The organism is Streptomyces ficellus (assembly GCF_030406405.1).
In the GTDB taxonomy this organism is placed as follows: Bacteria; Actinomycetota; Actinomycetes; order Streptomycetales; family Streptomycetaceae; genus Streptomyces; species Streptomyces ficellus_B.
The window spans coordinates 182,813-204,404 of sequence record NZ_JAUEPL010000002.1 but is presented as its reverse complement, the minus strand read 5'-3'; the positions used below and the strand labels follow the sequence as shown (position 1 = coordinate 204,404).

Here is a 21,592-nt window from a genome sequence, read left to right as displayed (position 1 = left end):
GCCGGCTCCGTCCGGCGTGCGGGATCCGCCGGCTACGCGGCCCTGTCGCGTAGCCGGGCGTCCCGACCCATCGCCCGCGCCGACAACCGGCCGGCCCTTCGAAGGAGCCCATGCGCATCCACGCAGAGTCCACCTGGACGCCACCGCCTCCCGATCCGGCGCAGCCGCCTGCCGAGATCCGCCGCATCCTGCGGCTCTTCCGTCCGTACCGCGGCCGGCTGGCCGTCGTCGGCCTGCTCGTCGGCGCCTCATCGCTGGTCTCGGTCGCCTCGCCGTTCCTGGTGCGCGAGATCCTCGACACCGCCATCCCGCAGGGCCGCACGGGCCTGCTCACGCTGCTCGCGCTCGGCATGATCCTCACCGCCGTGGTGACCAGCGTCTTCGGCGTGCTGCAGACGTTGGTCTCCACGACGGTCGGCCAGCGTGTCATGCACGACCTGCGCACCGCGGTCTACGCCCAGCTCCAGCGCATGCCGCTGGCCTTCTTCACCCGGACCCGTACCGGTGAGGTGCAGTCCCGCATCGCCAACGACATCGGCGGCATGCAGGCGACCGTCACCTCCACCGCGACGTCCCTCGTGTCGAACCTGACCTCCGTCGTGGCCACCGTCGTCGCCATGCTGGCGCTGGACTGGCGGCTGACCGTCGTCTCCCTGCTCCTGCTGCCGCTGTTCGTGTGGATCAGCCGCCGGGTCGGCCGCGAGCGCAAGAAGATCACCACGCAGCGGCAGAAGCACATGGCCGCGATGGCCGCGACCGTCACCGAGTCGCTCTCCGTCAGCGGCATCCTGCTGGGCCGCACGATGGGCCGCGCTGACTCGCTGACCACGTCCTTCGCCGCCGAGTCCGAGCGGCTCGTCGGCCTGGAAGTGCGCTCCTCGATGGCCGGCCGGTGGCGGATGTCCACCATCGGCATCGTGATGGCCGCCATGCCCGCCCTGATCTACTGGGCGGCCGGGCTGGCGCTCCAGGCGGGCGGGCCCGCCATCTCCATCGGTACGCTCGTCGCCTTCGTCTCGCTCCAGCAGGGCCTGTTCCGCCCGGCCGTGAGCCTGCTGTCGACCGGTGTGGAGATCCAGGCGTCCCTGGCCCTCTTCCAGCGGATCTTCGAATACCTCGACCTGCCGGTCGACATCACCGAGCCCGACGAACCGGTCCGACTGGACAAAATCCGTGGCGAGGTCCGCTTCGAGAACGTCGATTTCCGGTACGACGAGAAGAGCGGCGAGACACTCAGCGGGATTGACATCACCGTGCCGGCGGGCGGCAGTCTGGCCGTCGTCGGCCCCACCGGCTCCGGCAAGTCCACGCTCAGCTATCTCGTACCGAGGCTGTACGACGTCACCGGCGGCCGGGTCACCATCGACGGCGTCGACGTACGGGAGCTGGACTTCGACAGCCTCGCCCGCGCGGTCGGCGTCGTCTCGCAGGAGACCTACCTCTTCCACGCCTCCGTCGCCGACAACCTCCGCTTCGCCCGGCCGGACGCGACCGACGAGGAGATCGAGGCGGCCGCCAGGGCGGCACAGATCCACCACCACATCGCCTCCCTGCCCGATGGGTACGACACGCTGGTGGGCGAACGGGGATACCGCTTCTCCGGTGGCGAGAAGCAGCGCCTCGCCATCGCCCGGACCGTCCTCCGCGACCCGCCTGTCCTCATCCTGGACGAGGCGACCAGCGCCCTCGACACCCGTACGGAACAGGCCGTGCAGCAGGCCATCGACGCCCTGTCCGCCGGCCGCACCACGATCACCATCGCGCACCGGCTCTCCACCATCAGGGACGCCGATGAGATCGTCGTCCTCGACGGCGGCCGAATAGCCGAACGCGGCACCCATGAGGAGCTGCTCGAACGGGACGGCCGCTATGCCGCGCTGGTACGGGGCGACGCCGAGCTGGCGCCCACCGCGCCGTAACACACCCGCGGTGCCAAATGCGCCGCATATCGGATTTGCCGGTTTTGGGATGGGTGGCGGGTTAGCGTGCCCGCATGGTGAACGAGTCTCCGCAGGGCAGTCCCCGGCGCCGGTACCGACAGACCCGCCGCGGCCTGCTGCTTCTGGTCACAGGTCTGGTCGTCGCCGTGGCGGCCGCGGTACTGGTGCCTTTGGTGCTGCTCAAGGAACCCCCGGCACTGCCGCCCCCGGAGAAGCCGAAGATGCTGGTCATCCCGGAGGGATGGCGGGCCGCCCAGGTGTACGACGCGGTCGACCGGGCGCTCAAGGCGCCGCCCGGTACCACCCGGCAGGCGGCCGAGAGCGGCAAGCTCAAACTGCCGGCCGACGCCCAGGGCAACCCCGAGGGGTTCCTCTTCCCCGCCACGTATCCCGTCTACAAGAAGACGACGCCGCGCAGTCTGCTGGACTACATGGTGAGGACCGCCCACGAGCGGTTCGGCGCCGACCGCATCAGCGCGGGCGCCCAGCGCAACGGCGTGACCCTCTACCAGATGGTGACCATCGCCAGCATCGTGCAGGCCGAGGCCGACAGTCCGGAGGACATGGGCAAGGTCGCCCGGGTCGTCCACAACCGGCTCGCCCAGGGCATGGCGCTCCAGATGGACTCGACCCTCAACTACGCGCTGGGCCGTTCCACGATCGACACCTCGCACGCGGACACCAGGATGGAGAGCCCGTACAACACGTACAACCGTCAGGGGCTGCCGCCCACGCCGATCGACAACCCCGGCGAGCAGGCCATGCACGCCGCGATCAACCCGCCGCCCGGCGACTGGCTGTACTTCGTCACCGTGCGGCCCGGCGACACCCGCTTCACCGCCGATTACGCCGAGCACCAGCGCAACGTCCAGGAGTTCAACGAGCAGCGCGCCGGCGCCGTGGACTGACCCACGCGCGGTCGCCGGAAGCGGCGGGCGCGGGTGGCGTGCGAGGCGTCATACGGCCACCGGCTCCCTGTCCAGCAGCCGCCGGATGTCGCGGACCGCGGCCCGCCCCGCGCGGTTCGCGCCGATCGTCGACGCCGACGGCCCGTAGCCCACCAGGTGGACGCGCTCGTCCCGTACCGCGCGCGTGCCCTCCACCCGGATGCCACCGCCCCGCTCGCGCAGTCGCAGCGGCGCCAGATGGTCGATGGCGGCCCGGAAGCCGGTCGCCCACAGGATCACGTCCGCGTCCATGGTCCGGCCCCCGCCCAGCTCTCGGTCCGGCCCCCGGCCCGGGGCGGGATCGCGGTCCCAGGCCACCCCGGTCGGGGTGATCCGGTCGAACATCGGCAGCCGGTCCAGGATCCCGCGCTCCCGGGCCCGCACCACCGCGTCGGTCAGCGGCAGCCCGGTCACGCTGACCACGCTCTGCGGCGGCAGCCCGCGCCGCACCCTGTCCTCCACCAGCGCCACCGCCGCCCGGCCCTGAACCTCCCCGAACGGACCCTCGCGCCACACCGGCTCCCGGCGTGTCACCCACGTGGTCTCCGCCGCGACCTCCGCGATCTCCATCAGGTGCTGGGTGCCGGACGCCCCGCCGCCCACCACGATCACCCGCTGCCCGGCGAACTCCTCGGGCCCCGGGTAGTTCGCCGTGTGCAACTGCCGCCCCCGGAAGGTCTCCTGGCCGGGATAGCGCGGCCAGAACGGCCGGTCCCAGGTGCCGGTGGCGTTGATCAGCGCCCGCGTGGCGTACGTCCCCTCCGAGGACTCCACCAGCAGCCGCCCGCCGTCGCCGCTCCGTACCGCCGCCACGGCGACCGGGCGGTGCACGCGCAGGCCGAAGGCCTCCTCGTACCGCGTGAAGTAGTCGCCGATCACCTCCGACGAGGGGCGGCTGTCGTCGGCGCCGGTCAGCGCCATGCCGGGCAGCGCGTGCATCCCGTGCACCTTGCCGTACGTGAGCGAAGCCCACCGGAACTGCCAGGCGCCGCCCGGCCCCGGGGCGTGGTCCAGGACGACGAAGTCCCGCTCGGGCTCCAGGCCGGCGCGCCGCAGGTGGTACGCGGCCGACAGCCCGGCCTGCCCGGCGCCGATGACCACCACGCTCACGTCTCGCAGCCCGAAATCGTTCACGTTTCTACTAACCAGGGTGGGTGCGCGGATCTTCCCCAGGGGCCACCGGGTGAAGCCGGCGCCGCCTCCGGCCGCCGCTCGGCGACGGAGAGATCGCGGGTAACGCCCCTCCGACAACCACTCCCGTGCGGGCTGATGCCTCGTCACCTCCACGGCCTGCCGTGTGACTCGCGGGCTGCCGCGGCGGGAGCCGGCACGGTGACACCATGGACGGCATGAGCGACGCATTCACCACACGCACGCTGCGCATCACCACCGGCTCCCGGGAGGTCGTCCACGACCTGACCGGCGACTGTGCCTCGTTCCTGCGGGAGGCGGCGGCCGGACGCGACGGCCTGCTGAACGTCTTCACCCCGCACGCGACGACCGGCGTGGCCATCCTGGAGACCGGCGCCGGCAGCGACGACGACCTGCTCGCCGCCCTGCACACGCTGCTCCCGGCCGACGACCGCTGGCAGCACCGCCACGGCAGCCCCGGCCACGGCCGCGACCACGTCCTGCCGGCCCTGGTGCCGCCGCACGCCACGATCCCGGTCATCGGCGGGGAGATGGCCCTCGGCACCTGGCAGTCGGTGTGCGTGGTCGATACCAACAAGGACAATCCCGAACGAACGGTACGGCTGAGCTTCCTCGGCTGATCTCCTCCCGGATTCCTACCGCCGGAACGTCGCGTTCCCGGCCGCGGGTTGTGCGGAGTGGAGCAGGACCGGCCATGCCGTCGCCCCTAGCCTCGCCGGAACAGCACCAACGAGGGGCGGTACCGGTGAACTGGCTCATCCACGACTACCGTGAAAGCGATCTCGCGGCCGTCGTCCATCTGATCGACACCACGGCCGAGCTCGGACAGGAATCGGTGTTCTCGCTCGCCGAGTGCATCGGCGCGCTGACCTCCCGCCAGCCGGCCGTGGTCGCCGTGCACCAGGGCGTACCCATCGGGGCCGCGCTCGCCTGCGTGGCCGGGGAGCGGGCGTGGGTGATGCGCATCGCCATCTCCGCCGCCTGGCGGGGGCGGGGACTGGCGAGCGCGCTGCTGGTGGAGCTGGAGCGGCGGCTCCTCGCCGCCCGGGTGGGGCGGATCGCCTACGTCCTGCCGGAGGAGGAACTGCTCGGCGAGGGCCTGCTCAACGCCGGCTACACCCGGCAGCCCGCCGTCGCCTACTTCGAGAAGGTGGAGCCGCTGCACGGGCCCGCCGCCAGCCTCCTGGAGGACCTGGGTGGACGGTTCCTGCCGGGCGACCTGTGGGGCAAGGTCGCCGGCATGGAGACCGAGAAGGACCTGATCGAGCGGCGGGTCGTCCTGCCGCTCGCCCAGCCGGAACGGGCCGCCCGGCACGGGGTGCGGCCGCCGCGGGCCATCACCCTGTTCGGGCCGCCGGGCACCGGCAAGACCACGTTCGCCCGGGGCATCGCCTCCCGGCTCGGCTGGCCGTTCGTCGAACTGCTGCCCTCACGGCTGGCCGACGAGGGCAATCTCGCGGCGGCGCTGCGCAGCGCGTTCGCCCGCATCTCGGAGCTGGAGCGGGTGCTCGTCTTCATCGACGAGGTGGAGGAGATCGCCCCCGTACGCACCGAGCCCGCGCAGCCCGGCGGGATGCACGGGGTCACCAATGAACTGCTCAAGCTGATACCCCGCTTCCGCGAGGGCGACGAGCGGCTGTTGGTGTGCGCCACCAACTCCATCCGCTCGCTCGATCCCGCGTTCCTGCGCCCCGGCAGGTTCGACTACCTGATCCCGATCGGTACGCCGGACAAGGCGGCGCGGGCGGCGATCTGGTCCCGCTACACCGACGGCCGGTCCGACGTGGACGTGTCCGTGCTGGTCGCGGCCAGCGAGCTGTTCACCCCCGCCGACATCGAGCACGCCGCCCGGATCGCGGCCCAGGCGGCCTTCGAGCGGGACCTCGGTGACCAGGACCAGGTGCGGGCACCGGGCGCGAGCACGGACGACTACCTCGCGGCCATCGCCCAGTGCCGGCCGACCGTGACACCGGCGATGATCGACCAGTTTGGCGCGGACATCACCGCCCACGCACGGTTCTGAGGACGAGAGGTGGAGGACTCGAGGACTGGAGACTGGAGGACTACTGCACACGCTGGTAGCTCGCGCCGTCCTTGGTGCGGGTCAGCAGGCCCGCGACCACCAGGTAGCGGCGCAGCGCGGAACAGTCCTCGTGCACGGTGCGCAGCGCCTCGTTGACCTCGGGCTCCGTGTAGGACCGGCCCCGCTCGAACAGCGTCTCGGCGAGATGGACCAGCAGTTGCTCGCGGCGGGCCGGCTTGCGCGGGATGGCCGTCAGCCGCCCATGGGAGAAGAGGGCGGCCACACCACGCGAACCGCTCGGTACGTTGTCGGACATGGCGAGCAGCCTCGCGCGCGGCGCTTGAGCGGGGCAATCGGTTTTCGAGGGGCTGACGGCGGCCCGAGGGGCTAACGGCGGGCCGCCATCACGAAGTCGTACGCCGCCCGTGCTGTGAACTCCGCCTGCCCACCGCGCAGGAGCAGCAGCCCCGCGCCGCCGAACGCCGGGTCGTCGACCGTCTCCGGTACGTACGGCACGGCGATGCACCGCATCCGCGCGGCCGTGGCCGCCGCCGCGCCGGGCGGGGCGTCCTCCAGCACGACGCAGCGCGCCGGCTCCACCCCGAGCCGGCGCGCCGCCTCCAGGAACACGTCCGGCGCCGGCTTGCCCCGCTCGACGTCCTCGGCCGACACCAGGGTGGTGAGGTAGGCGTCCAGCCCCGTCCCGCCGAGGACCGCCTCGATCGCCGCCCGCGACGAACCGGACGCGACGGCCATCGGCACGCCCTCCGCGTGCAACCGCTCCACCAGCGTCCGCATCTCGGGGAACACCTCGGTCGCCGCCCGCGCCAGCTCCAGGTAGTGCCGGTTCTTGCCGGCGAGCAGTTCCTCGATCGGCGCGTCGATCCCGTACTCCTCCTTGAGGATCTCCAGCGTCTCGCGCGTTCCGATGCCGATGAAGTCGGTGTGGCGCTCCCAAGTGAAGTCCGTGACGCCGTAGCGCTCCAGGAGCCGGCGGCCCGCCTCGTAGTAGTTCGGCTCGCTGTCGACCAGCGTGCCGTCGAGATCGAAGATGACCGCGGTGCGGGTGCGGGAGGTGCTCATGGCCCCCAGCATGCCAAGCCGCCGCTCACCTCTGTCCGGTCTGTCCCGTCTGCCCGGAGGCGGAGACGGAGGTAGAGACGGGGGTAGAGACGGAGGCGGAGGTGGAGGAGGCCCGGCCCACCGATTCCACCAGCGGCAGCAGCCGGTGCGGCACCCGCTCGCGCAACGCCATCTCCGTACGCGTACGCACCACCCCCGGCAGCTGGATCAGCCGCTGGATGACGTCCTCCAGATGCCCGTTGTCCCGCGCCACGACCCGGGTGAGCAGATCCCCGCCGCCGGTGATCGAGAACGCCTCGATGATCTCGGGGATGGCGGCGAGCGCGTCGCCCACCTCGTCCAGATGCCCCTGCGTGACCTCGATGTGAACGAACGCGAGCACCGGATGCCCGAGCGCGGCGGGGGAGAGGACCGGGCCCGAGCCGGTGATCACACCGTCCCGCTCCAGCCGGTCCAGCCGCGCCTGCAGGGTGCCGCGCGCGATGCCGAGGGTCCGCGCGTACTCGCGCACGCTGGTACGCGGCTGCTCCAGCAGCAGCCGGAGGATGCGGGTGTCGAGCTCGTCCACCGCCATGGCCCCTCGGCCCCCTTCTGGCACATCGGTTCTTACGATCACGGTACCAATGGCCCAGCGTCGATCAGCCGGTGACTGCCCTGCTGGCGAGGGGCTGACCCATTGGCCCGCTTGTATCCCCGAGTGTCGGTCGGTCACTGGACCAATGGCCCAGGGCGCAAGGGACGAGTTGAGCCATCGGGCCGAAGAATGCTCTCATGGAGCCGTCGATGGCGCTGCGGATCCCGCGGCGCCTTTTTCATGCCGGAACGTAACGGATGTAGTGGACGTAAAGGGGCGGGAAACTGTGCTGAAGAAGGTGTTCGTGGCTCCGGATCCGGGGCGGCTGCGACTGCGCAGCGCCGCCCGGGCCGTCCTCGGCATCGGCTTGGCGGTGGCCGTGTGCGGCCTCGCCGGACATTCCCTCGTGGCGGCCATCACCGGTGGGCTCGCCGCGCTCCTCGCGCTCTTCACCGTCACCGACGCCACGGTTCGCGGCCAGGCGGTCACCACCGCGCTGCTGCCCGTCGTCGGCTTTCCCGTGCTCGCACTCGCGGCCGTCCTGCACGACCACCCCGTCGCGCGGGACGTGGCCTTCCTCGCCGTGGTGGCCGGCGGGGTCTATGCCCGCCGCTGGGGGCCGCGCGGCCACGCCCTGGGCGTCTTCGCGTTCATGACCTTCTTCGTGACGCAGTTCCTGCGTACGATGCCCGGCCAGCTCCCCGAGCTGTACGCCGCGGTCGCGCTCTCGCTGGTCGCGTCCTCGGCGGTCCGCTTCGGCCTGTGGTGCTACGAGCGGCGCCTCCCCCCGCCCGCCGCGCAACCGCGCGACGAGGGCAGGGGGCTGGCCCGCACCACGACGCGCCAGGCGATCCAGGCGACCGTCGGCGGTGCCGTGGCGCTCGTCATCGGCCAGATGCTCTCCGGGGAGCGGTGGTACTGGGCGGTCGGTGCCACCTGGTGGATCTTCGTCAACACCGCTTCCCGTGGCGAGACCCTGGTCCGCGGATTCCGGCGGGTCCTCGGCACGCTGATCGGTATCGGGGTCGGCGTGGTGGTGCTGGTCCCGCTGGAGGGGGCCGCCGTCCCCACCGCCGTCCTGGTCGCCGCCTGCGTCTTCGGGATCTTCTACACGGCCGCGGTGTCGTACACCTGGATGATGCTGTCCGTGACGCTGATGGCGGGGGCGCTGTACGGGCTCCTGGGCGTACTGGACCCGGGGCTGCTCGCGCTGCGGCTCATGGAGACGGGAATCGGTGCCGTCGGCGCGGTGCTGGCCGTGCTGTTCGTCCTGCCCGTCACCACCCACGCCACCACGGACGCGTGGATCCAGCGTGCCCTGCGCTGCGTGCACGTGTGCACCGCGGAGGCCGCCGCGCGCCTGTCCGGCTCCACGACCGCCGACCCGGCACCCCACGTCGCCGAACTGGAGGCCATCCTCGGTCGCGTCCGGCTGTCCCTGGCCCCGCTGGTGCACCCGCTGAGCCCCCTGCGCGCCCGCAAGGCCCGGGCCCGGCACGTGCTCGCCCTGCTCGACGAGTGCGCCCGCGAGGTGCGCGGCCTGGCCTCCATCGCCGGGGACCCCGAGGCGTCCCACGACGCCCGGCTGGCGGCCGCCTGCTGGCGCGTGGAAGCCGCCGTCGAAGCGCTCACGGCACCGGAGAAGGCTGCGCGGCAGCGCGTGGCTGCGGCTTCGGCGGAGGGGCCGCGGCAGGGCGTGGCCCCCGCTCGGGTGGAGGGGTCCCTTCCGGTGGAGGGGACCGCTGGGGTGGAGGGGTCCGCTCGGGTTGAGGGGTCCACTCCGGTGGAGGGGTCGCAGCCTGCCGTCGCTGTCGCGGTTGCCGTCGCCGAGCCCGCGCTGGCACACCTGCACAGTCTGGAACGGGCACTTGCCGAACTGGCCACGCCGCTGCGCAGCTCCCCGCGAGCGCCGCTGATCGACGCGTGAGCCACCCTGCCGAACCACCCGCCCGCTTGGCCTGGACGCCGTGCGCCGTGACGGTGTCCGAGGCCTGAGTGGGAAAAAGGGCCCGCGCCGGAGGACGTCCGGCGCGGGCCCTTCACTGTGCCCATGGGGTCAGCGGACCGGTGCCCCCTGCGGCTGCGGGACGATGCCCAGCGCCGTCGTGTACTGCGACAGCACCAGCTTGCCGACGGCCGGGTACGCTCCCAGCGGCTCGGCCACCGGGCAGTCCGCGGCCTTGGCGGCGCCGTCCAGCAGCCCTTCGGCCAGCTCCGGGCCGATCAGGTACGGCGCCAGCGCCAGCTGCGTCGAGCCGGAGCCCCGCAGTTGCTCGGCCACCGCCGCCACCGAGCCCTCCTGGTCCAGCCCGGCGGCGATCACCGGCACGGCGAGCCGCGCGGCCAGCAGCATGCCGGTGATCCCGGCCGCCTGCACGGCCTCCTCGCCACCCACCGTGGCCAGCACGATCCCGTCGGCCGCCGTGGCGACCGTGAACAGCCGCGCCCGGTCGGCACGCGCCAGCCCCGCCTCGGACAGGCGCACGTGCAGCGCCTCCGCGAGCAGCGGGTGGGGGCCCAGGACGTCGGTCAGCTCGGCGGACGCGCCGCTGTCCGCGATGGCCTCCTGTATACGGCCCATCAGGGCGTTGTCCGGGCCCGCCAGGAGCGGCACCACGACGGCGGCCGGGCCCTGCGGCTCGGCGACCTCACGGCCGGCGGCCTTGGCGAACTCGTACCGCTCCACGCGCAGCGCGGCGGCCTGCCTCAGGACGCCCGCGAGCGTGGGGTACTCGGTGTCGTCGCCGTCCAGGAAACCGATCGCGGCCTCCAGGCCGGGCAGCTCGGAACGGGCGATGCTCACGACCTCTTCCGCCTGGCTGCGCACAGCGGCGGAAGGGGCGCCGGGAACGGCGAGAACGAGCGCGGGCGCGCCCTCGGGCGCCGCCACGGGTTCGGGGCGACGGTGCCGCCCTGACTGGCGGGGTCGCGGCATTCGTACAGGCAGGCCGGAAGCGGGCCCAGTGGGGGAGCTCATGGCGCCGCATGCTACTGGCTTTACCTGCTCCGACGCTTGGGGAGGGGGCAGTCGGGCGCCCTCTGTCCGGCTATGTCCGATCGGTCGGTTACAGGGGTGTTGTGTCCAGCATGCCCGGCTGGCGAGGCAGCCGGAGCGTGTCCGTGGCCAGCGCCGCGGCGACGGCCACCGCGCCGGAGAGCGGATCGCCCGCGGCGGACACCGGCCGCGCGTACGGCAGTTGCTCCGCGAGCTCCGCCCGCAGCGGTACGAGGAGGGGGTCACCCATCGCGAACAGGCCGCCGGTCAGGGCGACTTCGCGGTCGTCGCCGGGCGGGCAGACGGCGGCCGCCGCCTCCGCGATGTGGCCTGCCGCCCGCGCGAGGATGCCGGCCGACACCGGGTCGTCGGCGGCGCACCGGGCCACCTCGGGCGCGAACGAGGCGAGCACGGCGGGCCGGTCGGCGCGTGGGTAGAGCAGCCCCGGCAGCGTGGCCGGGGGCCCGAACACCGCCTCGACGCGCGCCAGGAGTGCGGCCGAGCCGCCGCGCCGCCCGTCGTACGCGCGCATGGCCGCCTCCAGCCCGGCCCGGCCGATCCAGGCTCCGCCGCCGCAGTCGCCCAGCAGATGCCCCCAGCCGTCCGCGCGGCGCCAGGTGGACAGGTCCGTGCCGAGCGCGATCATGCCGGTGCCGGCGGCGACCACCGCCCCGGGCCGCTGCCCGAGCGCCCCGGCGTACGCCGTGACCGCGTCGGCGGCCAGCGCCAGGCGGTCCACGCCCAGCGAACGCCGCAGCGCCTCCGGCAGGCGGGCGCGCAGTTCGTCCCCGAGCGTGGCCATCCCCGCGGCCCCCACCGCCACCGCGGCGAGCCCGCCGGCTCCGGCACGCCCGAGCAGCCCCTCGGCGGCGGGCACCAGCCGCTCCAGCAGCTGCCCGGCGTCGATCCCGCCCGCCCCGGTGCGCACCGGCTCACCGAACGCCACGCTCTGGACCACCTCGGCGGCTACCCCGGGCGCCACGGCGGCGAGCGCCACCCGCAGTCCGGACCCACCGGAGTCGACGCCCAGCACCCACGTACCACCGCCCGGGCAACTGTGCGGCGAAGACCGGCGCGAACCCATGGACCGACTCCAGGACGAAGAGCGAAGGAAGAAACGAGGGAAGGAATGGGGGTGGGAGCAGCGACGGCGGGAGCCTATCCCGAGATCCGCGCGAGCGGGCCGGCCGGTTCGGCGGCGCACCGCTCCGCCGGTAGAGTGACGCGCCGTGGCAGCACTACCTTTGAACGAACTCGTCGAGCCCGGATGGGCGGAGGCACTGCGTCCCGTGGCCGGGCGCATCGCCGCGATGGGTGATTTCCTCCGTGCCGAGATCGCGGCAGGCCGTACCTACCTGCCCGCCGGACCGCACGTTCTGCGCGCCTTCCAGCAGCCCTTCGACGACGTACGCGTCCTGATAGTCGGTCAGGACCCATACCCCACCCCGGGAATGGCCATCGGGCACAGTTTCGCCGTCTCGCCCGACGTGCGTCAGCTCCCCGGCAGCCTGGAGAACATCTTCCGCGAGCTGCAGACGGACCTCGGGCTTCCGCGGCCCTCCAACGGCGACCTGACGCCGTGGACCCAGCAGGGTGTGCTGCTGCTCAACAGGGCGCTCACCACGGCGCCCCGCAAGCCCGGGGCCCACCGTGGCAAGGGGTGGGAGGAAGTGACCGAGCAGGCCATCCGCGCCCTGGTCGCGCGGGGCAAGCCGATGGTGTCCGTGCTGTGGGGACGGGACGCCCGCAACCTGCGGCCGTTCCTCGGCGACCTGCCGGCGATCGAGTCGGCGCACCCGTCGCCCATGTCGGCGGACCGGGGCTTCTTCGGTTCACGCCCGTTCAGCCGCACCAATGACCTGCTCGTCCGCCTGGGTGCCCAGCCGGTGGACTGGCGCCTGCCCTGAGCCGGCCGCCGCTCCCTGGGTACGAGCGGGTAACCGGGCCAAGGAGCGGTCGGCCGCCCGCCCGCTCCTGACGGACGCCCGCGCGACAGCAGGTCGGTTCAGCCGATCACCGCCGCCCGTACGCACAGCACATCCGGCAGGTGCGAGGCGAGCAGGTGCCAGCTGTCGCCGTCGTCGGCGCTCGCGTACACCTCGCCGTTGCGGTTGCCGAAGTAGACACCGGCCGGATCCGCGTCGTCCGTGCACATCGCGTCACGCAGCACCGTGCCGTAGTGGTCTTCCTGCGGCAGGCCCGCCGACAGGGCTTCCCAGCCGCCGCCCGCGTCACTCGTGCGGTAGACACGGCAACGCCGCTCCGCCGGCACCCGGTCGGAGTCCGCCGTGATGGGGAAGACGTACGCCACGTCCGCCCGGTGCGGGTGCGCGGCCGTCGCGAAGCCGAAGTCGGAGGGCAGTCCCGCGCCGATGTCGGTCCATGTGACGCCCGCGTCGTCGCTCCGGTACACGCCCCAGTGGTTCTGCAGGTACAGCCGGTCCGGATCGCCCGCGTCCTGCGCGATCTTGTGCACGCACTGCCCGAAGACCGGGTTGGGGTCCGGCAGGAACACCGCCGACACCCCGTGGTTGGACGGCGACCAGCTCGCGCCGCCGTCCTGGGACCGGAACACCCCGGCCGTCGACACCGCGACGGTCACGGCGTCCGGGTCCCTCGGGTCGGTGACGACCGTGTGCAGCCCCTCGCCGCCGCCGCCCGGCATCCACTGCGACCGGGTCGGATGCTCCCAGAGCGGCCGGACCAGCTCGAAGGTCTCGCCGCCGTCCTCGGACCGGAACAGCGCGGCGGGCTCGGTGCCCGCGTACACCACGCCCGGCGCCGCCGGGCCGGCCGGATGCAGCTGCCACACCCGCTCCAGCGAAGCCCCGGTGTCCTTGGGGAACTTGACGGCCGGCCGCACCGGCTCCGTCCACGTCGCGCCGAGGTCGTCGGAGTGGAACACCGAAGGGCCCCAGTGCGAACTGTCCCCGCCGACCAGCAGCCGGGGTGTGGTCCGGCGCATGTCGATGCCGATCGAATACACGGCCTGCGCGTTGAACTGCGGGCCGTCGAACTCCCATCTGCCGCCGCGCCTGCGGCCGATGAACAGTCCTTTGCGTGTGCCTACGGTCAGTAGTACGTCGGTCATGCCGACACCCTCCAGGACGCCGTTGTCGCGGATACGGGCCAGTCTGCACCCACCCACTGACAGTGGCCGCCGGAGGCGCGTCCTCCCAGGTCACACCGCATGTTCCGGCCCGGCCGCGCCCCACGCCCGCGGCCGGACCGGAAAGGTTTTCAGACCGAGCGGTGGTACTGGTCGGGGACGTGCACGTCGCCGCCGAGCTCGCGCGCCGCGTGCCGGGCCCACGAGGGGTTGCGCAGCAGCTCACGGCCCAGGAGCACCGCGTCCGCCTCTCCGTTGGCGACGATCTTCTCGGCCTGCCCGGCCTCGGTGATCAGCCCGACGGCGGCGACCGGAAGGCCGGTCTCCGCCTTCACCCGCGCGGCGAACGGCACCTGGTAGCCCGGCCCGACGGGGATACGGACGCGCGGCGCGTTGCCGCCGCTCGACACATCGAGCAGGTCGACCCCGTGCTCCTTGAGCAGCGCGGCGAAGCGGACCGTGTCGTCCGCCGTCCAGCCGGCCTCCTCCTCCAGCCAGTCGGTGGCCGAGATCCGGAAGAACAGCGGCAGTTCCCCGGGCCACACCTCCCGCACCGCGTCGACCACCTCCAGAGCGAAGCGCGTACGGTTCTCGAAGGAGCCGCCGTACGCGTCGGTACGGTGATTGCTGTACGGGGAGAGGAACTCGCCGATCAGGTAACCATGCGCGCCGTGGATCTCGACGACCTCGAAGCCCGCGTCCAGCGCGCGGCGCGCGGCGTCGGCGAACCGCGCGGTGACGGCCCTGATCTCCTCGGTGCTCAGCTCGGCGGGCACCGGGTGGCCCTCGTCGAACGGCAGCGCGCTGGGGGCGACCGGCTGCCAGCCGTGCGCGTCGGCGCCGACCGGGGCGCCGCCCTTCCACGGCCGGTCGGTGGACGCCTTGCGGCCGGCGTGGGCGATCTGCACGCCCGGGACGGTGCCCTGGCCCTTGAGGAAGCCGGTGATCCTGCGCAGCGCCTCGACCTGCGTGTCGTTCCAGATGCCGAGGTCATAGGGGCTGATGCGGCCCTCGGCGGACACGGCCGTCGCCTCCAGCAGGATCAGCCCGGTGCCACCGGCGGCGCGGGCGGCGTAGTGCGCGAAGTGCCAGTCGTTCGCCACCCCCGCGGTCGGGCCGAACGCCTCCGCGCTGTACTGGCACATCGGTGCCATCCAGACGCGGTTGGGGATGGTCAGCGACCGCAGGGTGCGGGGCTCGAACAGTGCGCTCACGACGGACTCCATTCGGGGCGGGCCTCGGGTACGCCTCGTACGATACCCATCGTAGTACGTCGTCTGTCAAACTACGACGGGCCTCGTACCACTCGTACAATGGAGGTCCCCGATGAAGTGGAGCCGCCGTGACCACCGCGACCAGCCCGCGCGACCTCGCTCACCCCGCGCGCGACCAGATCCGCCTGGAGACGGTGCTTCACGCTCTCTCCGACCCGATGAGGCTGCGCGTCGTACGTGAACTGGCGGCGGCGGACGGTGAGGTGGCCTGCTCGTACATCGAGTTGCCGGTCACCAAGTCCACCACCACGCACCACTTCCGGGTGCTGCGCGAGAGCGGTGTCATCCGGCAGGCGTACCGGGGCACGGCCAAGATGAACGGCCTGCGGCGCGACGATCTGGACGCGCTCTTCCCCGGCCTGCTGGACACGGTCCTCTCCGCCGCCGACGCCCAAGCGGCCCGCCAGGGCACCGCGTAGTCCCGGTGTCACCGCCCGCGGGCGCGGCCGCCCCCCCCGCGCGTGACGGGGCCGGCGCGGGCGTGGCCGACCCCGGTCCGTCCACCCGTCCCGTGAAGTCTGGCCGGCCGGGCGCGGCCGCTCCCGGCCGGCGTCAGGTCTGGCCCGCTGCCTTCAGCAGGCCCGGCCAGTCGGGGATCTTCACCGAGCCCCGCCCCAGCCTGCGGCCCAGGGCCGCCTCCGCCCGCTCGATCGCCAGCCAGCCGGGCCACTCCACCGGCCGGTGCCCCCAGGCGCGCAGCGCCGCGAGGGGGTCGTCGGCCACCGCCCGGCGCGCCAGCGCGGGGGCGTCCTCCAGCAGCGAGCCGGCCGTCTCCTTGGCGCACGGCCGGTTCGTGCCGATCACGCCGGTCGGGCCGCGCTTGATCCACCCCGCGACGTACTCACCCGGCGACGGCACCCCCTCCCGCAGCACCCGCCCCGCCGCGTGCGGCACCGTCCCGCGCGCCGCGTCGAAGGGCAGCCCGGGCAGTGGTACGCCGCGGTAGCCGACCGCTCGCAGCACCAGCTGGGCCTCGACGTCCTCGTACGTTCCCGTCCCCCGGACACCGCCCGCGCCGTCCGGAACCGTCCGCTCGAAACGTACCCCCGCCACCCGGCCGCCCTCGCCGAGCACCTCCACCGGCCGCAGGAAGAACCGCACCCGGATGGTCCGTTCGCGGGCCTCCCGGGTGGCCTCCGCCATCTCGCCGGCCCAGCCGCGGATCACCTCCACGTTGCGCCGGTTGACCGCCGGAAGCCCGGCCGGGTCCGCGAACGCCGGGTCGAGCGCGAGGTCGGCGGGTTCCACCGCGACCTCCGCCCCGGGCAGCGATCCGAGCTCCCGCAGCTCCTTGGTGGTGAACTTAGCCTGCGACGGGCCCCGCCGGCCCACCATGTGCACCTCACGCACGCGGCTCGCGGCCAGCGCGCCCAGCGCCCCCTCCGGTACGTCCGTGGGGTGCAGCTCCTGCGGACCGCGCGCCAGGATCCGCGCGACGTCCACGGCCACATTGCCCACGCCGATCACCACGGCCGACCGGGCGCCCAGCACGAAGGCCCTGTCGGCGGCGTCGGGGTGGGCGCTGTACCAGGAGACGAATTCGGTGGCGGAGCAACTCCCGGGCAGGTCCTCGCCCGGCACGCCGAGCCGGCGGTCCCGTGCCGCGCCGACGCAGTACACGACCGCGTGGTACAGCTCCAGCAGCCGCCCGGGCGTCAGCCCGCGCGCACCGACCTCGACATTGCCGACGAACCCGACCCGTTCGTGCTCCAGGACGGTACGCAGGTTGCTCTGCAGGGACTTGATCTTCTCGTGGTCCGGGGCGACCCCGTACCGTACGAGCCCGTACGGACACGGCAACCGGTCCAGGACATGCACCTGGATGTCCGGCACCACGGTCTGTTCGACCAGGGACTGGGCGGTGTAGACCCCGCTGGGCCCGGAACCGATGACGGCGACACGAAGCACTGCTGCGCTCCTTCCCGCAGGGACTTTCAGGATCCCACCGCCGGGCCGCGTGCGGGAGGTGTGCGCGCGGTCAGCGTCCGTACGCCGGACGGAGCGGCCGTGCGGGCGCAGGCGGCTGCCCGCGAGCCGGTCACATCGAGCGCATGCGGTTGATCTCGGCGGTCTGCTGCGCGATCACGTCGTTCGCCATCTCCTCCACCTGGACGTTGTTGCCCTGCGACAGCACCTCCGTGGCCATGCTCACCGCGCCCTCGTGGTGGACGATCATCAAGGTCAGGAACAGCTGGTCGAAGGCCGCGCCCCGCGCGGCACGCAACTGGGCCAATTGGGTCTTGGTGGCCATACCGGGCATGGTGCCGTGGTCGTGCCCCGTCTGCGCCCTCGGGCCACCGTTGCTTTTCAGCCATCCCCGCATCGCGCCGATTTCCGGCTGCTGCGCCGCGGCTATGCGCGCGGCCAGGGCCTTGACCTGCGCCGATGCCGCCTGCTTGGGGGCGAGCGCGGTCATCTCCAGCGCCTGCCCGTGGTGGACGATCATCATCTGCGTATACATGAAGTCCGCCGCGTTGGGGGTGTCGGGCGGGACCGCCTTGGCGGCCTCCTCCGGCGACAGCGTGCGGGCGGGTTCCCCCGGCTTCCCCGGCGCCACCACCCCCGGACCGCCGCTCCCGGCCGTCGTGCCGGTCGCGCCGTTCGCCTTGGGCTGCGGTTCGTCTCCCGGGCCGGAGGGCGCCGACTCGCACGCCCCCAGAGCGAGTACGACGGCCAGCGTGGCCGCCGCGACCACGGATCTGCTGCGCTTCAACACGGAGACCTCCAGTGGCACTTGGGGTGATGGGGACCGTCCTAGCACGCTTTCCGGCTCGCGTGATCAGAAGATTTCATTACGTCTCTGTTGCCATCTATTGAGATGAGCATGCAAAGGACGATACTGCCGGGGTCCGCGACCCGTTCGACCACGAACGGATACAAGGGAGGACGCAAGTGACCTCGTTGCACACCACACGCGTGCGGCGCAGACGTCTGGGAGTGGCCACCGCCGCAGCCGGACTCCTCGCAACCCTGCTGACGGCCGGACCCGCGGCCGCCACACCCGATCCCGGAGACGCCCCCGCCCCACCGGGCACGGCGTCCTCACAGCAGCGGGCGGAAGCCCGGGCGGCCATCCAGTCCGGCGAGATACCCGGCGTGGACGAGATCGTCCACAGCGACAACATCCGGCACGTCGCCAACGTCCCACGTGACGCCTTCACCAGCATCAACTCCGACCTCGCCTTCCAGGGCAGGTACGCCTTCGCCGGCAACTACGACGGCTTCCGGATCTTCGACATCAGCAACCCCAAGTCGCCGGAGACCGTCGCCCAAGTCCTCTGTCCCGGCTCGCAGAACGACATCTCCGTCTCCGGAAACCTGCTCTTCCTCTCCACCGACTCCTCGCGCAGCGACAACTCCTGCACCAGCACCACGCAGCCCGCGACGGAGAAGTCGTCCTGGGAGGGCATGAAGATCTTCGACATCAGCGACAAGCGGAACCCCAGGTACGTCGCCGCTGTCGAGACCGCCTGCGGCTCCCACACGCACACCCTGGTGCCGGAGCGCAGGAACGTCTACGTGTACGTCTCCTCGTACTCGCCCAACGTGGCCTTCCCCGACTGCCAGCCGCCGCACGACGGCATCTCGGTCATCAAGGTGCCGCGCAACGCCCCGGAGAAGGCCGCGGTCGTCAACTTCCCCGTCCTCTTCCCGGGCGAGGGGCCGGACGGTGGCGGCAACCCGGGCGCGCCCACGAACCCGGGCGTCTCCAAGACCACCGGCTGCCACGACATCACCGTGCTGCCCTCCAAGGACCTGGCAGCCGGAGCCTGCATGGGTGACGGCATCCTGTTCTCCATCGAGGACCCGGAGAACCCGAAGGTCATCGACCGGGTGCAGGACAACGTCAACTTCGCCTTCTGGCACTCCGCGACCTTCAACCAGAAGGCCAACAAGGTCGTCTTCACCGACGAGCTGGGCGGCGGGGGCGGAGCCACCTGCAACGCGACGACCGGCCCCCACCGCGGCGCCGACGGCATCTACGACATCGTCGGCAAGGGCGACAAGCGCGAACTCGTCTTCCGCAGCTACTTCAAGATCGACCGCCACCAGGCCGACACCGAGAACTGCGTCGCCCACAACGGCTCGCTCATCCCGGTCAAGGGCAAGGACCTCATGGTCCAGGCCTGGTACCAGGGCGGCGTCTCCGTATGGGACTTCACCGATTCCCGCAAGCCCAAGGAGATCGCCTACTTCGAGCGCGGCCCGCTCAGCACCGAGAAGCTGGTGGGCGGCGGCTCCTGGTCGGCGTACTACTACAACGGCCACATCTACTCGAACGACATGGTCAAGGGCCTCGACGTCCTGAAACTGGACGACCGTCGCACCGACCCGGCGAAGCGGGTGCGGATGCACGAGCTCAACGTGCAGACGCAGCCGGACTACTTCGACTACTTCGACGACTGACCCGGCTCCATGGCCGTTCCGCCGGGCGTCTTCCCGCCCGGCGGAACGCCGAGCTCCCAGTCCAGCCCGTACCGCTGGAAGAGCTCCGCGCGCAGCCGCGCCCGCGGCATCGGCGCACCCGGCAGCAGCACGGCGAAGACCGCGCCCATCAGCAGTGCCCGCAGCAGCGGATAGTCGGCGTCCACGTCGCGCGTGCCGTACCGGGCCACCGTGTCCCGCAGCAGCGCGGCCAGCCGCTGCTGCTCCGGGCACTGCACGAACCCCTCCGCCTGGAGGATGCCCGCCATGTGCGTACGCATCAGCAGTGGCTGCTCCACCGCCAGTCCCAGGATCGCGTCGATGGCGCGCGCCAGCCGTTCCCGCCCGTCCTCGCTGCGCGGCTCGCGCTCCAGCGCCGCTTCCAGGGTCCGGTGCATCAGGCGGTGCACCGCCGACTGGAGCAGCTGGCGCTTTCCCGGGAAGTAGTACGACACCAGCCCCCGCGCCGAACCGGCCCGGTCCGCGATGTCCGCCAGCGTCGTCGCCTCGTACCCCCGCTCGGCGACCAACTCCACCGTCGCTTGCAGCAGCCGCTCGCGCGAACGCCGCCGCAGCTCTTCATTGACCGATGCGCTGCGCGGCGACATGCTTAACTCCTGCGTTGACTGGCTGAGAGCCAATATACTCAGGGCACGCCGCCGCGACGCCCCTGCGTGGCTGGTCGGCGCGGGTATGCCATCGGGACCGGGCGACGCGGGGGATCGTCCGGTCCGGATGGCCCACCTCGCACACCGGACGGTGAGCAACCCGTTCGGCGTACCATCCGGCGACGTGCTGCCATCCGGTTCCTAGGGTCGAACCACGGTCTCGACGACCGCGAGGAGGCCCTCATGAACCGCCGCACCGCTGTGGCCGGCATTGTTCTCGCCGTCGTGTCGACGGCGCCGCTCTCGGGGATCGCGCAAGCACAGACCGATCTCGACTGCCGCGACTTCGCTTTCCAGGAAGACGCCCAGGCCGAGTTCACCAGGGACCCCAGCGACCCGCACCGCCTGGACGAGGACCAGGGTCCGGACGACGGCATCGCCTGCGAGGCTCTTCCCAGGCGGGGGAGTGTCACTCCCTCTCCCGGGCGGGTCATCGCCTCCCCGCCCGTGACCGCGTCCCCTGCCGCCATGCCCGCCCGGGGCGTACGAGGCGGAAGCGGCGGCGGGTCCGGCCCGACCGACCTGGAGACGGGCGTCGGCCTGGCCTTGGCAGCCGGTGCCACGGCGGCGGCCGGGGTCATCGGCTACAGCGTCGCGCGGCGCCGCGCCCGCGGCTGACGCGTCCACCGCCGGCGGGCCCGCATCCCCGCGGGGCCCGCCGCTCCGGGGGCCCGCCGTTCCTCGGGCCCGCCCGACCTCAACGCGGCGTGGGAGCGGGGCGTGAGACCGTCCGTTCGTACGTCAGGACGGCGACGGCCACGCAGCACGCGCCCAGCAGCCAGCCGGCGACGACGTCCGAGGGCCAGTGCACGCCCAGGTACATCCGGGTCAGGCCCACGCCGATGACCGATACGGCGCCGACGACCAGGGTGGTCAGCCGCACGCGCCGGCTGGCGCCGAGCAGGGCCAGCAGCCACAGCACCAGCCCGCAGGTGACCGCCGCCGTCATCGCGTGGCCCGACGGGAAGGCCGCGTAGTGCGCGGAGTCCACCGGGTCCGTGAACCGTGGCCGGTCGCGTCCCACCGCGGCCTTCAGCAGCTGCTGGAGCGCCGTACCGAACGCGCTCACCGCCGCCGTCCACACCGCGAGCAGCCGCCTCCCGCGCCGCCACAGCCACAGCACCACCACCACGATCAGGGCGCGCATGGTCCATGGATCCCACACCCAGTCGCTGAGCACCCGGTTGGTGTGGGTGAGCGCCGGACTGGCCACGGCCGAGTCGTGCAGTCCGTCCGCCACTGCCCGGTCGAACGAGACGAGTGGGCCCCACTCGGCGGTGACCAGCACCAGCAGGACGCCCGAGAGGGCGCCGGACCACAGGGCGACGGCGGAGGCGGTGGCGGTGGCGGTGGCGGGGGGAGTAGTACGTGTGGGGGAGCGCATGGGACGATCCTCCCCGAC

21 protein-coding genes are annotated in these 21,592 nt (G+C 72.6%); 9 read left to right on the top strand and 12 right to left on the bottom strand.

Features of this window, described 5'->3' with window-relative positions; translation table 11 throughout:
- Positions 1–110 precede the first annotated feature (110 nt).
- Both QWM81_RS02340 and mltG read left to right on the top strand, forming a co-directional pair.
- Entirely contained in the window at positions 111–1,919 is a 1,809-nt protein-coding gene (locus QWM81_RS02340) for an ABC transporter ATP-binding protein (RefSeq protein ID WP_290109704.1), read from the top strand.
- A gap of 74 nt (positions 1,920–1,993) precedes the next feature.
- Positions 1,994–2,848: an endolytic transglycosylase MltG gene (mltG, locus tag QWM81_RS02335; protein ID WP_290109703.1), complete on the top strand. Its 855-nt coding sequence runs from the start codon at positions 1,994–1,996 to the stop codon at positions 2,846–2,848.
- Positions 2,849–2,896: 48 nt separating this feature from the next.
- Here mltG and QWM81_RS02330 read toward each other — a convergent pair whose 3' ends face one another.
- On the bottom strand, positions 2,897–4,021 hold the full coding sequence (locus tag QWM81_RS02330) for an NAD(P)-binding domain-containing protein (RefSeq protein ID WP_290109702.1): 1,125 nt from the start codon (positions 4,019–4,021) through the stop codon (positions 2,897–2,899).
- 215 nt (positions 4,022–4,236) lie between these two features.
- Between QWM81_RS02330 and QWM81_RS02325 the strand changes: the two genes are divergently transcribed.
- A complete protein-coding gene (locus QWM81_RS02325) occupies positions 4,237–4,659 on the top strand; it encodes a YjbQ family protein (RefSeq protein ID WP_290109701.1) in 423 nt (140 codons plus the stop codon).
- A 125-nt stretch (positions 4,660–4,784) separates the two neighbouring features.
- Positions 4,785–6,062, top strand: a complete 1,278-nt coding sequence (locus QWM81_RS02320) for a GNAT family N-acetyltransferase (protein ID WP_290109700.1) — start codon at positions 4,785–4,787, stop codon at positions 6,060–6,062.
- A 40-nt stretch (positions 6,063–6,102) separates the two neighbouring features.
- Here the strand turns inward: QWM81_RS02320 and QWM81_RS02315 are convergent, their stop codons facing one another.
- The 3 genes from QWM81_RS02315 to QWM81_RS02305 form a co-directional block, all read right to left on the bottom strand.
- A complete protein-coding gene (locus QWM81_RS02315) occupies positions 6,103–6,378 on the bottom strand; it encodes a DUF2087 domain-containing protein (protein ID WP_290109699.1) in 276 nt (91 codons plus the stop codon).
- A gap of 71 nt (positions 6,379–6,449) precedes the next feature.
- Positions 6,450–7,145, bottom strand: a complete 696-nt coding sequence (locus QWM81_RS02310; protein WP_290109698.1) for an HAD family hydrolase — start codon at positions 7,143–7,145, stop codon at positions 6,450–6,452.
- Between the two features lie 25 nt (positions 7,146–7,170).
- Positions 7,171–7,719, bottom strand: coding sequence for an Lrp/AsnC family transcriptional regulator (locus tag QWM81_RS02305; RefSeq protein ID WP_290109697.1), 549 nt, complete (start codon positions 7,717–7,719; stop codon positions 7,171–7,173).
- A gap of 286 nt (positions 7,720–8,005) precedes the next feature.
- Here QWM81_RS02305 and QWM81_RS02300 point away from each other — a divergent pair, with 286 nt between their 5' ends.
- The gene (locus tag QWM81_RS02300) at positions 8,006–9,646 is read left to right on the top strand and encodes an FUSC family protein (protein WP_290109696.1); all 1,641 of its coding nucleotides are present in this window, start codon (positions 8,006–8,008) and stop codon (positions 9,644–9,646) included.
- A gap of 129 nt (positions 9,647–9,775) precedes the next feature.
- On the opposite strand, the gene QWM81_RS02295 is transcribed toward QWM81_RS02300, so the two are convergent.
- Both QWM81_RS02295 and QWM81_RS02290 read right to left on the bottom strand, forming a co-directional pair.
- Positions 9,776–10,696 (bottom strand): sirohydrochlorin chelatase, encoded by a 921-nt coding sequence (locus QWM81_RS02295; RefSeq protein WP_290109695.1) that lies wholly within the window; start codon positions 10,694–10,696, stop codon positions 9,776–9,778.
- 88 nt (positions 10,697–10,784) lie between these two features.
- Positions 10,785–11,798: an N-acetylglucosamine kinase gene (locus QWM81_RS02290; protein ID WP_290109694.1), complete on the bottom strand. Its 1,014-nt coding sequence runs from the start codon at positions 11,796–11,798 to the stop codon at positions 10,785–10,787.
- Positions 11,799–11,943: 145 nt separating this feature from the next.
- On the opposite strand from QWM81_RS02290, the gene QWM81_RS02285 reads away from it, so the two are divergent.
- Entirely contained in the window at positions 11,944–12,621 is a 678-nt protein-coding gene (locus QWM81_RS02285) for a uracil-DNA glycosylase (RefSeq protein WP_290109693.1), read from the top strand.
- Positions 12,622–12,719: 98 nt separating this feature from the next.
- Here QWM81_RS02285 and QWM81_RS02280 read toward each other — a convergent pair whose 3' ends face one another.
- Positions 12,720–13,805, bottom strand: a complete 1,086-nt coding sequence (locus QWM81_RS02280; RefSeq protein ID WP_290109692.1) for a WD40/YVTN/BNR-like repeat-containing protein — start codon at positions 13,803–13,805, stop codon at positions 12,720–12,722.
- Between the two features lie 149 nt (positions 13,806–13,954).
- Positions 13,955–15,037, bottom strand: coding sequence for an NADH:flavin oxidoreductase/NADH oxidase (locus QWM81_RS02275; RefSeq protein ID WP_290109691.1), 1,083 nt, complete (start codon positions 15,035–15,037; stop codon positions 13,955–13,957).
- Positions 15,038–15,165: 128 nt separating this feature from the next.
- Here QWM81_RS02275 and QWM81_RS02270 point away from each other — a divergent pair, with 128 nt between their 5' ends.
- Positions 15,166–15,516 (top strand): ArsR/SmtB family transcription factor, encoded by a 351-nt coding sequence (locus tag QWM81_RS02270; RefSeq protein ID WP_290109690.1) that lies wholly within the window; start codon positions 15,166–15,168, stop codon positions 15,514–15,516.
- A 133-nt stretch (positions 15,517–15,649) separates the two neighbouring features.
- On the opposite strand, the gene QWM81_RS02265 is transcribed toward QWM81_RS02270, so the two are convergent.
- Entirely contained in the window at positions 15,650–17,005 is a 1,356-nt protein-coding gene (locus QWM81_RS02265) for an FAD-dependent oxidoreductase (protein WP_290109689.1), read from the bottom strand.
- Between the two features lie 130 nt (positions 17,006–17,135).
- Positions 17,136–17,813 carry a DUF305 domain-containing protein gene (locus QWM81_RS02260; RefSeq protein WP_290109688.1) on the bottom strand — a complete coding sequence of 226 codons (678 nt, stop codon included), beginning with the start codon at positions 17,811–17,813 and terminating at the stop codon, positions 17,136–17,138.
- Positions 17,814–17,989: 176 nt separating this feature from the next.
- On the opposite strand from QWM81_RS02260, the gene QWM81_RS02255 reads away from it, so the two are divergent.
- Complete coding sequence (locus QWM81_RS02255; protein WP_290109687.1) at positions 17,990–19,504, top strand: LVIVD repeat-containing protein; 1,515 nt, start codon at positions 17,990–17,992, stop codon at positions 19,502–19,504.
- Here the strand turns inward: QWM81_RS02255 and QWM81_RS02250 are convergent.
- Positions 19,489–20,130 (bottom strand): TetR/AcrR family transcriptional regulator, encoded by a 642-nt coding sequence (locus tag QWM81_RS02250; protein ID WP_290109686.1) that lies wholly within the window; start codon positions 20,128–20,130, stop codon positions 19,489–19,491. The genes QWM81_RS02255 and QWM81_RS02250 overlap by 16 nt on opposite strands.
- 243 nt (positions 20,131–20,373) lie before the next feature.
- On the opposite strand from QWM81_RS02250, the gene QWM81_RS02245 reads away from it, so the two are divergent.
- Complete coding sequence (locus QWM81_RS02245; RefSeq protein ID WP_290109685.1) at positions 20,374–20,808, top strand: hypothetical protein; 435 nt, start codon at positions 20,374–20,376, stop codon at positions 20,806–20,808.
- Positions 20,809–20,887: 79 nt separating this feature from the next.
- Here the strand turns inward: QWM81_RS02245 and QWM81_RS02240 are convergent, their stop codons facing one another.
- The gene (locus QWM81_RS02240) at positions 20,888–21,574 is read right to left on the bottom strand and encodes a phosphatase PAP2 family protein (RefSeq protein ID WP_290109684.1); all 687 of its coding nucleotides are present in this window, start codon (positions 21,572–21,574) and stop codon (positions 20,888–20,890) included.
- Positions 21,575–21,592 lie beyond the last annotated feature (18 nt).

Excerpts from the sequence above, each read along its gene's own strand:
- mltG (WP_290109703.1), top strand. The coding sequence starts at position 1,994 with ATGGTGAACGAGTCTCCGCAGGGCAGTCCCCGGCGCCGGTACCGACAG.
- QWM81_RS02305 (WP_290109697.1), bottom strand. The coding sequence starts at position 7,719 with ATGGCGGTGGACGAGCTCGACACCCGCATCCTCCGGCTGCTGCTGGAG.
- QWM81_RS02340 (WP_290109704.1), top strand. The coding sequence starts at position 111 with ATGCGCATCCACGCAGAGTCCACCTGGACGCCACCGCCTCCCGATCCG.
- QWM81_RS02325 (WP_290109701.1), top strand. The coding sequence starts at position 4,237 with ATGAGCGACGCATTCACCACACGCACGCTGCGCATCACCACCGGCTCC.
- QWM81_RS02295 (WP_290109695.1), bottom strand. The coding sequence starts at position 10,696 with ATGAGCTCCCCCACTGGGCCCGCTTCCGGCCTGCCTGTACGAATGCCG.
- QWM81_RS02280 (WP_290109692.1), bottom strand. The coding sequence starts at position 13,805 with ATGACCGACGTACTACTGACCGTAGGCACACGCAAAGGACTGTTCATC.
- QWM81_RS02240 (WP_290109684.1), bottom strand. The coding sequence starts at position 21,574 with ATGCGCTCCCCCACACGTACTACTCCCCCCGCCACCGCCACCGCCACC.
- QWM81_RS02310 (WP_290109698.1), bottom strand. The coding sequence starts at position 7,145 with ATGAGCACCTCCCGCACCCGCACCGCGGTCATCTTCGATCTCGACGGC.
- QWM81_RS02250 (WP_290109686.1), bottom strand. The coding sequence starts at position 20,130 with ATGTCGCCGCGCAGCGCATCGGTCAATGAAGAGCTGCGGCGGCGTTCG.
- QWM81_RS02290 (WP_290109694.1), bottom strand. The coding sequence starts at position 11,798 with ATGGGTTCGCGCCGGTCTTCGCCGCACAGTTGCCCGGGCGGTGGTACG.
- QWM81_RS02245 (WP_290109685.1), top strand. The coding sequence starts at position 20,374 with ATGAACCGCCGCACCGCTGTGGCCGGCATTGTTCTCGCCGTCGTGTCG.
- QWM81_RS02315 (WP_290109699.1), bottom strand. The coding sequence starts at position 6,378 with ATGTCCGACAACGTACCGAGCGGTTCGCGTGGTGTGGCCGCCCTCTTC.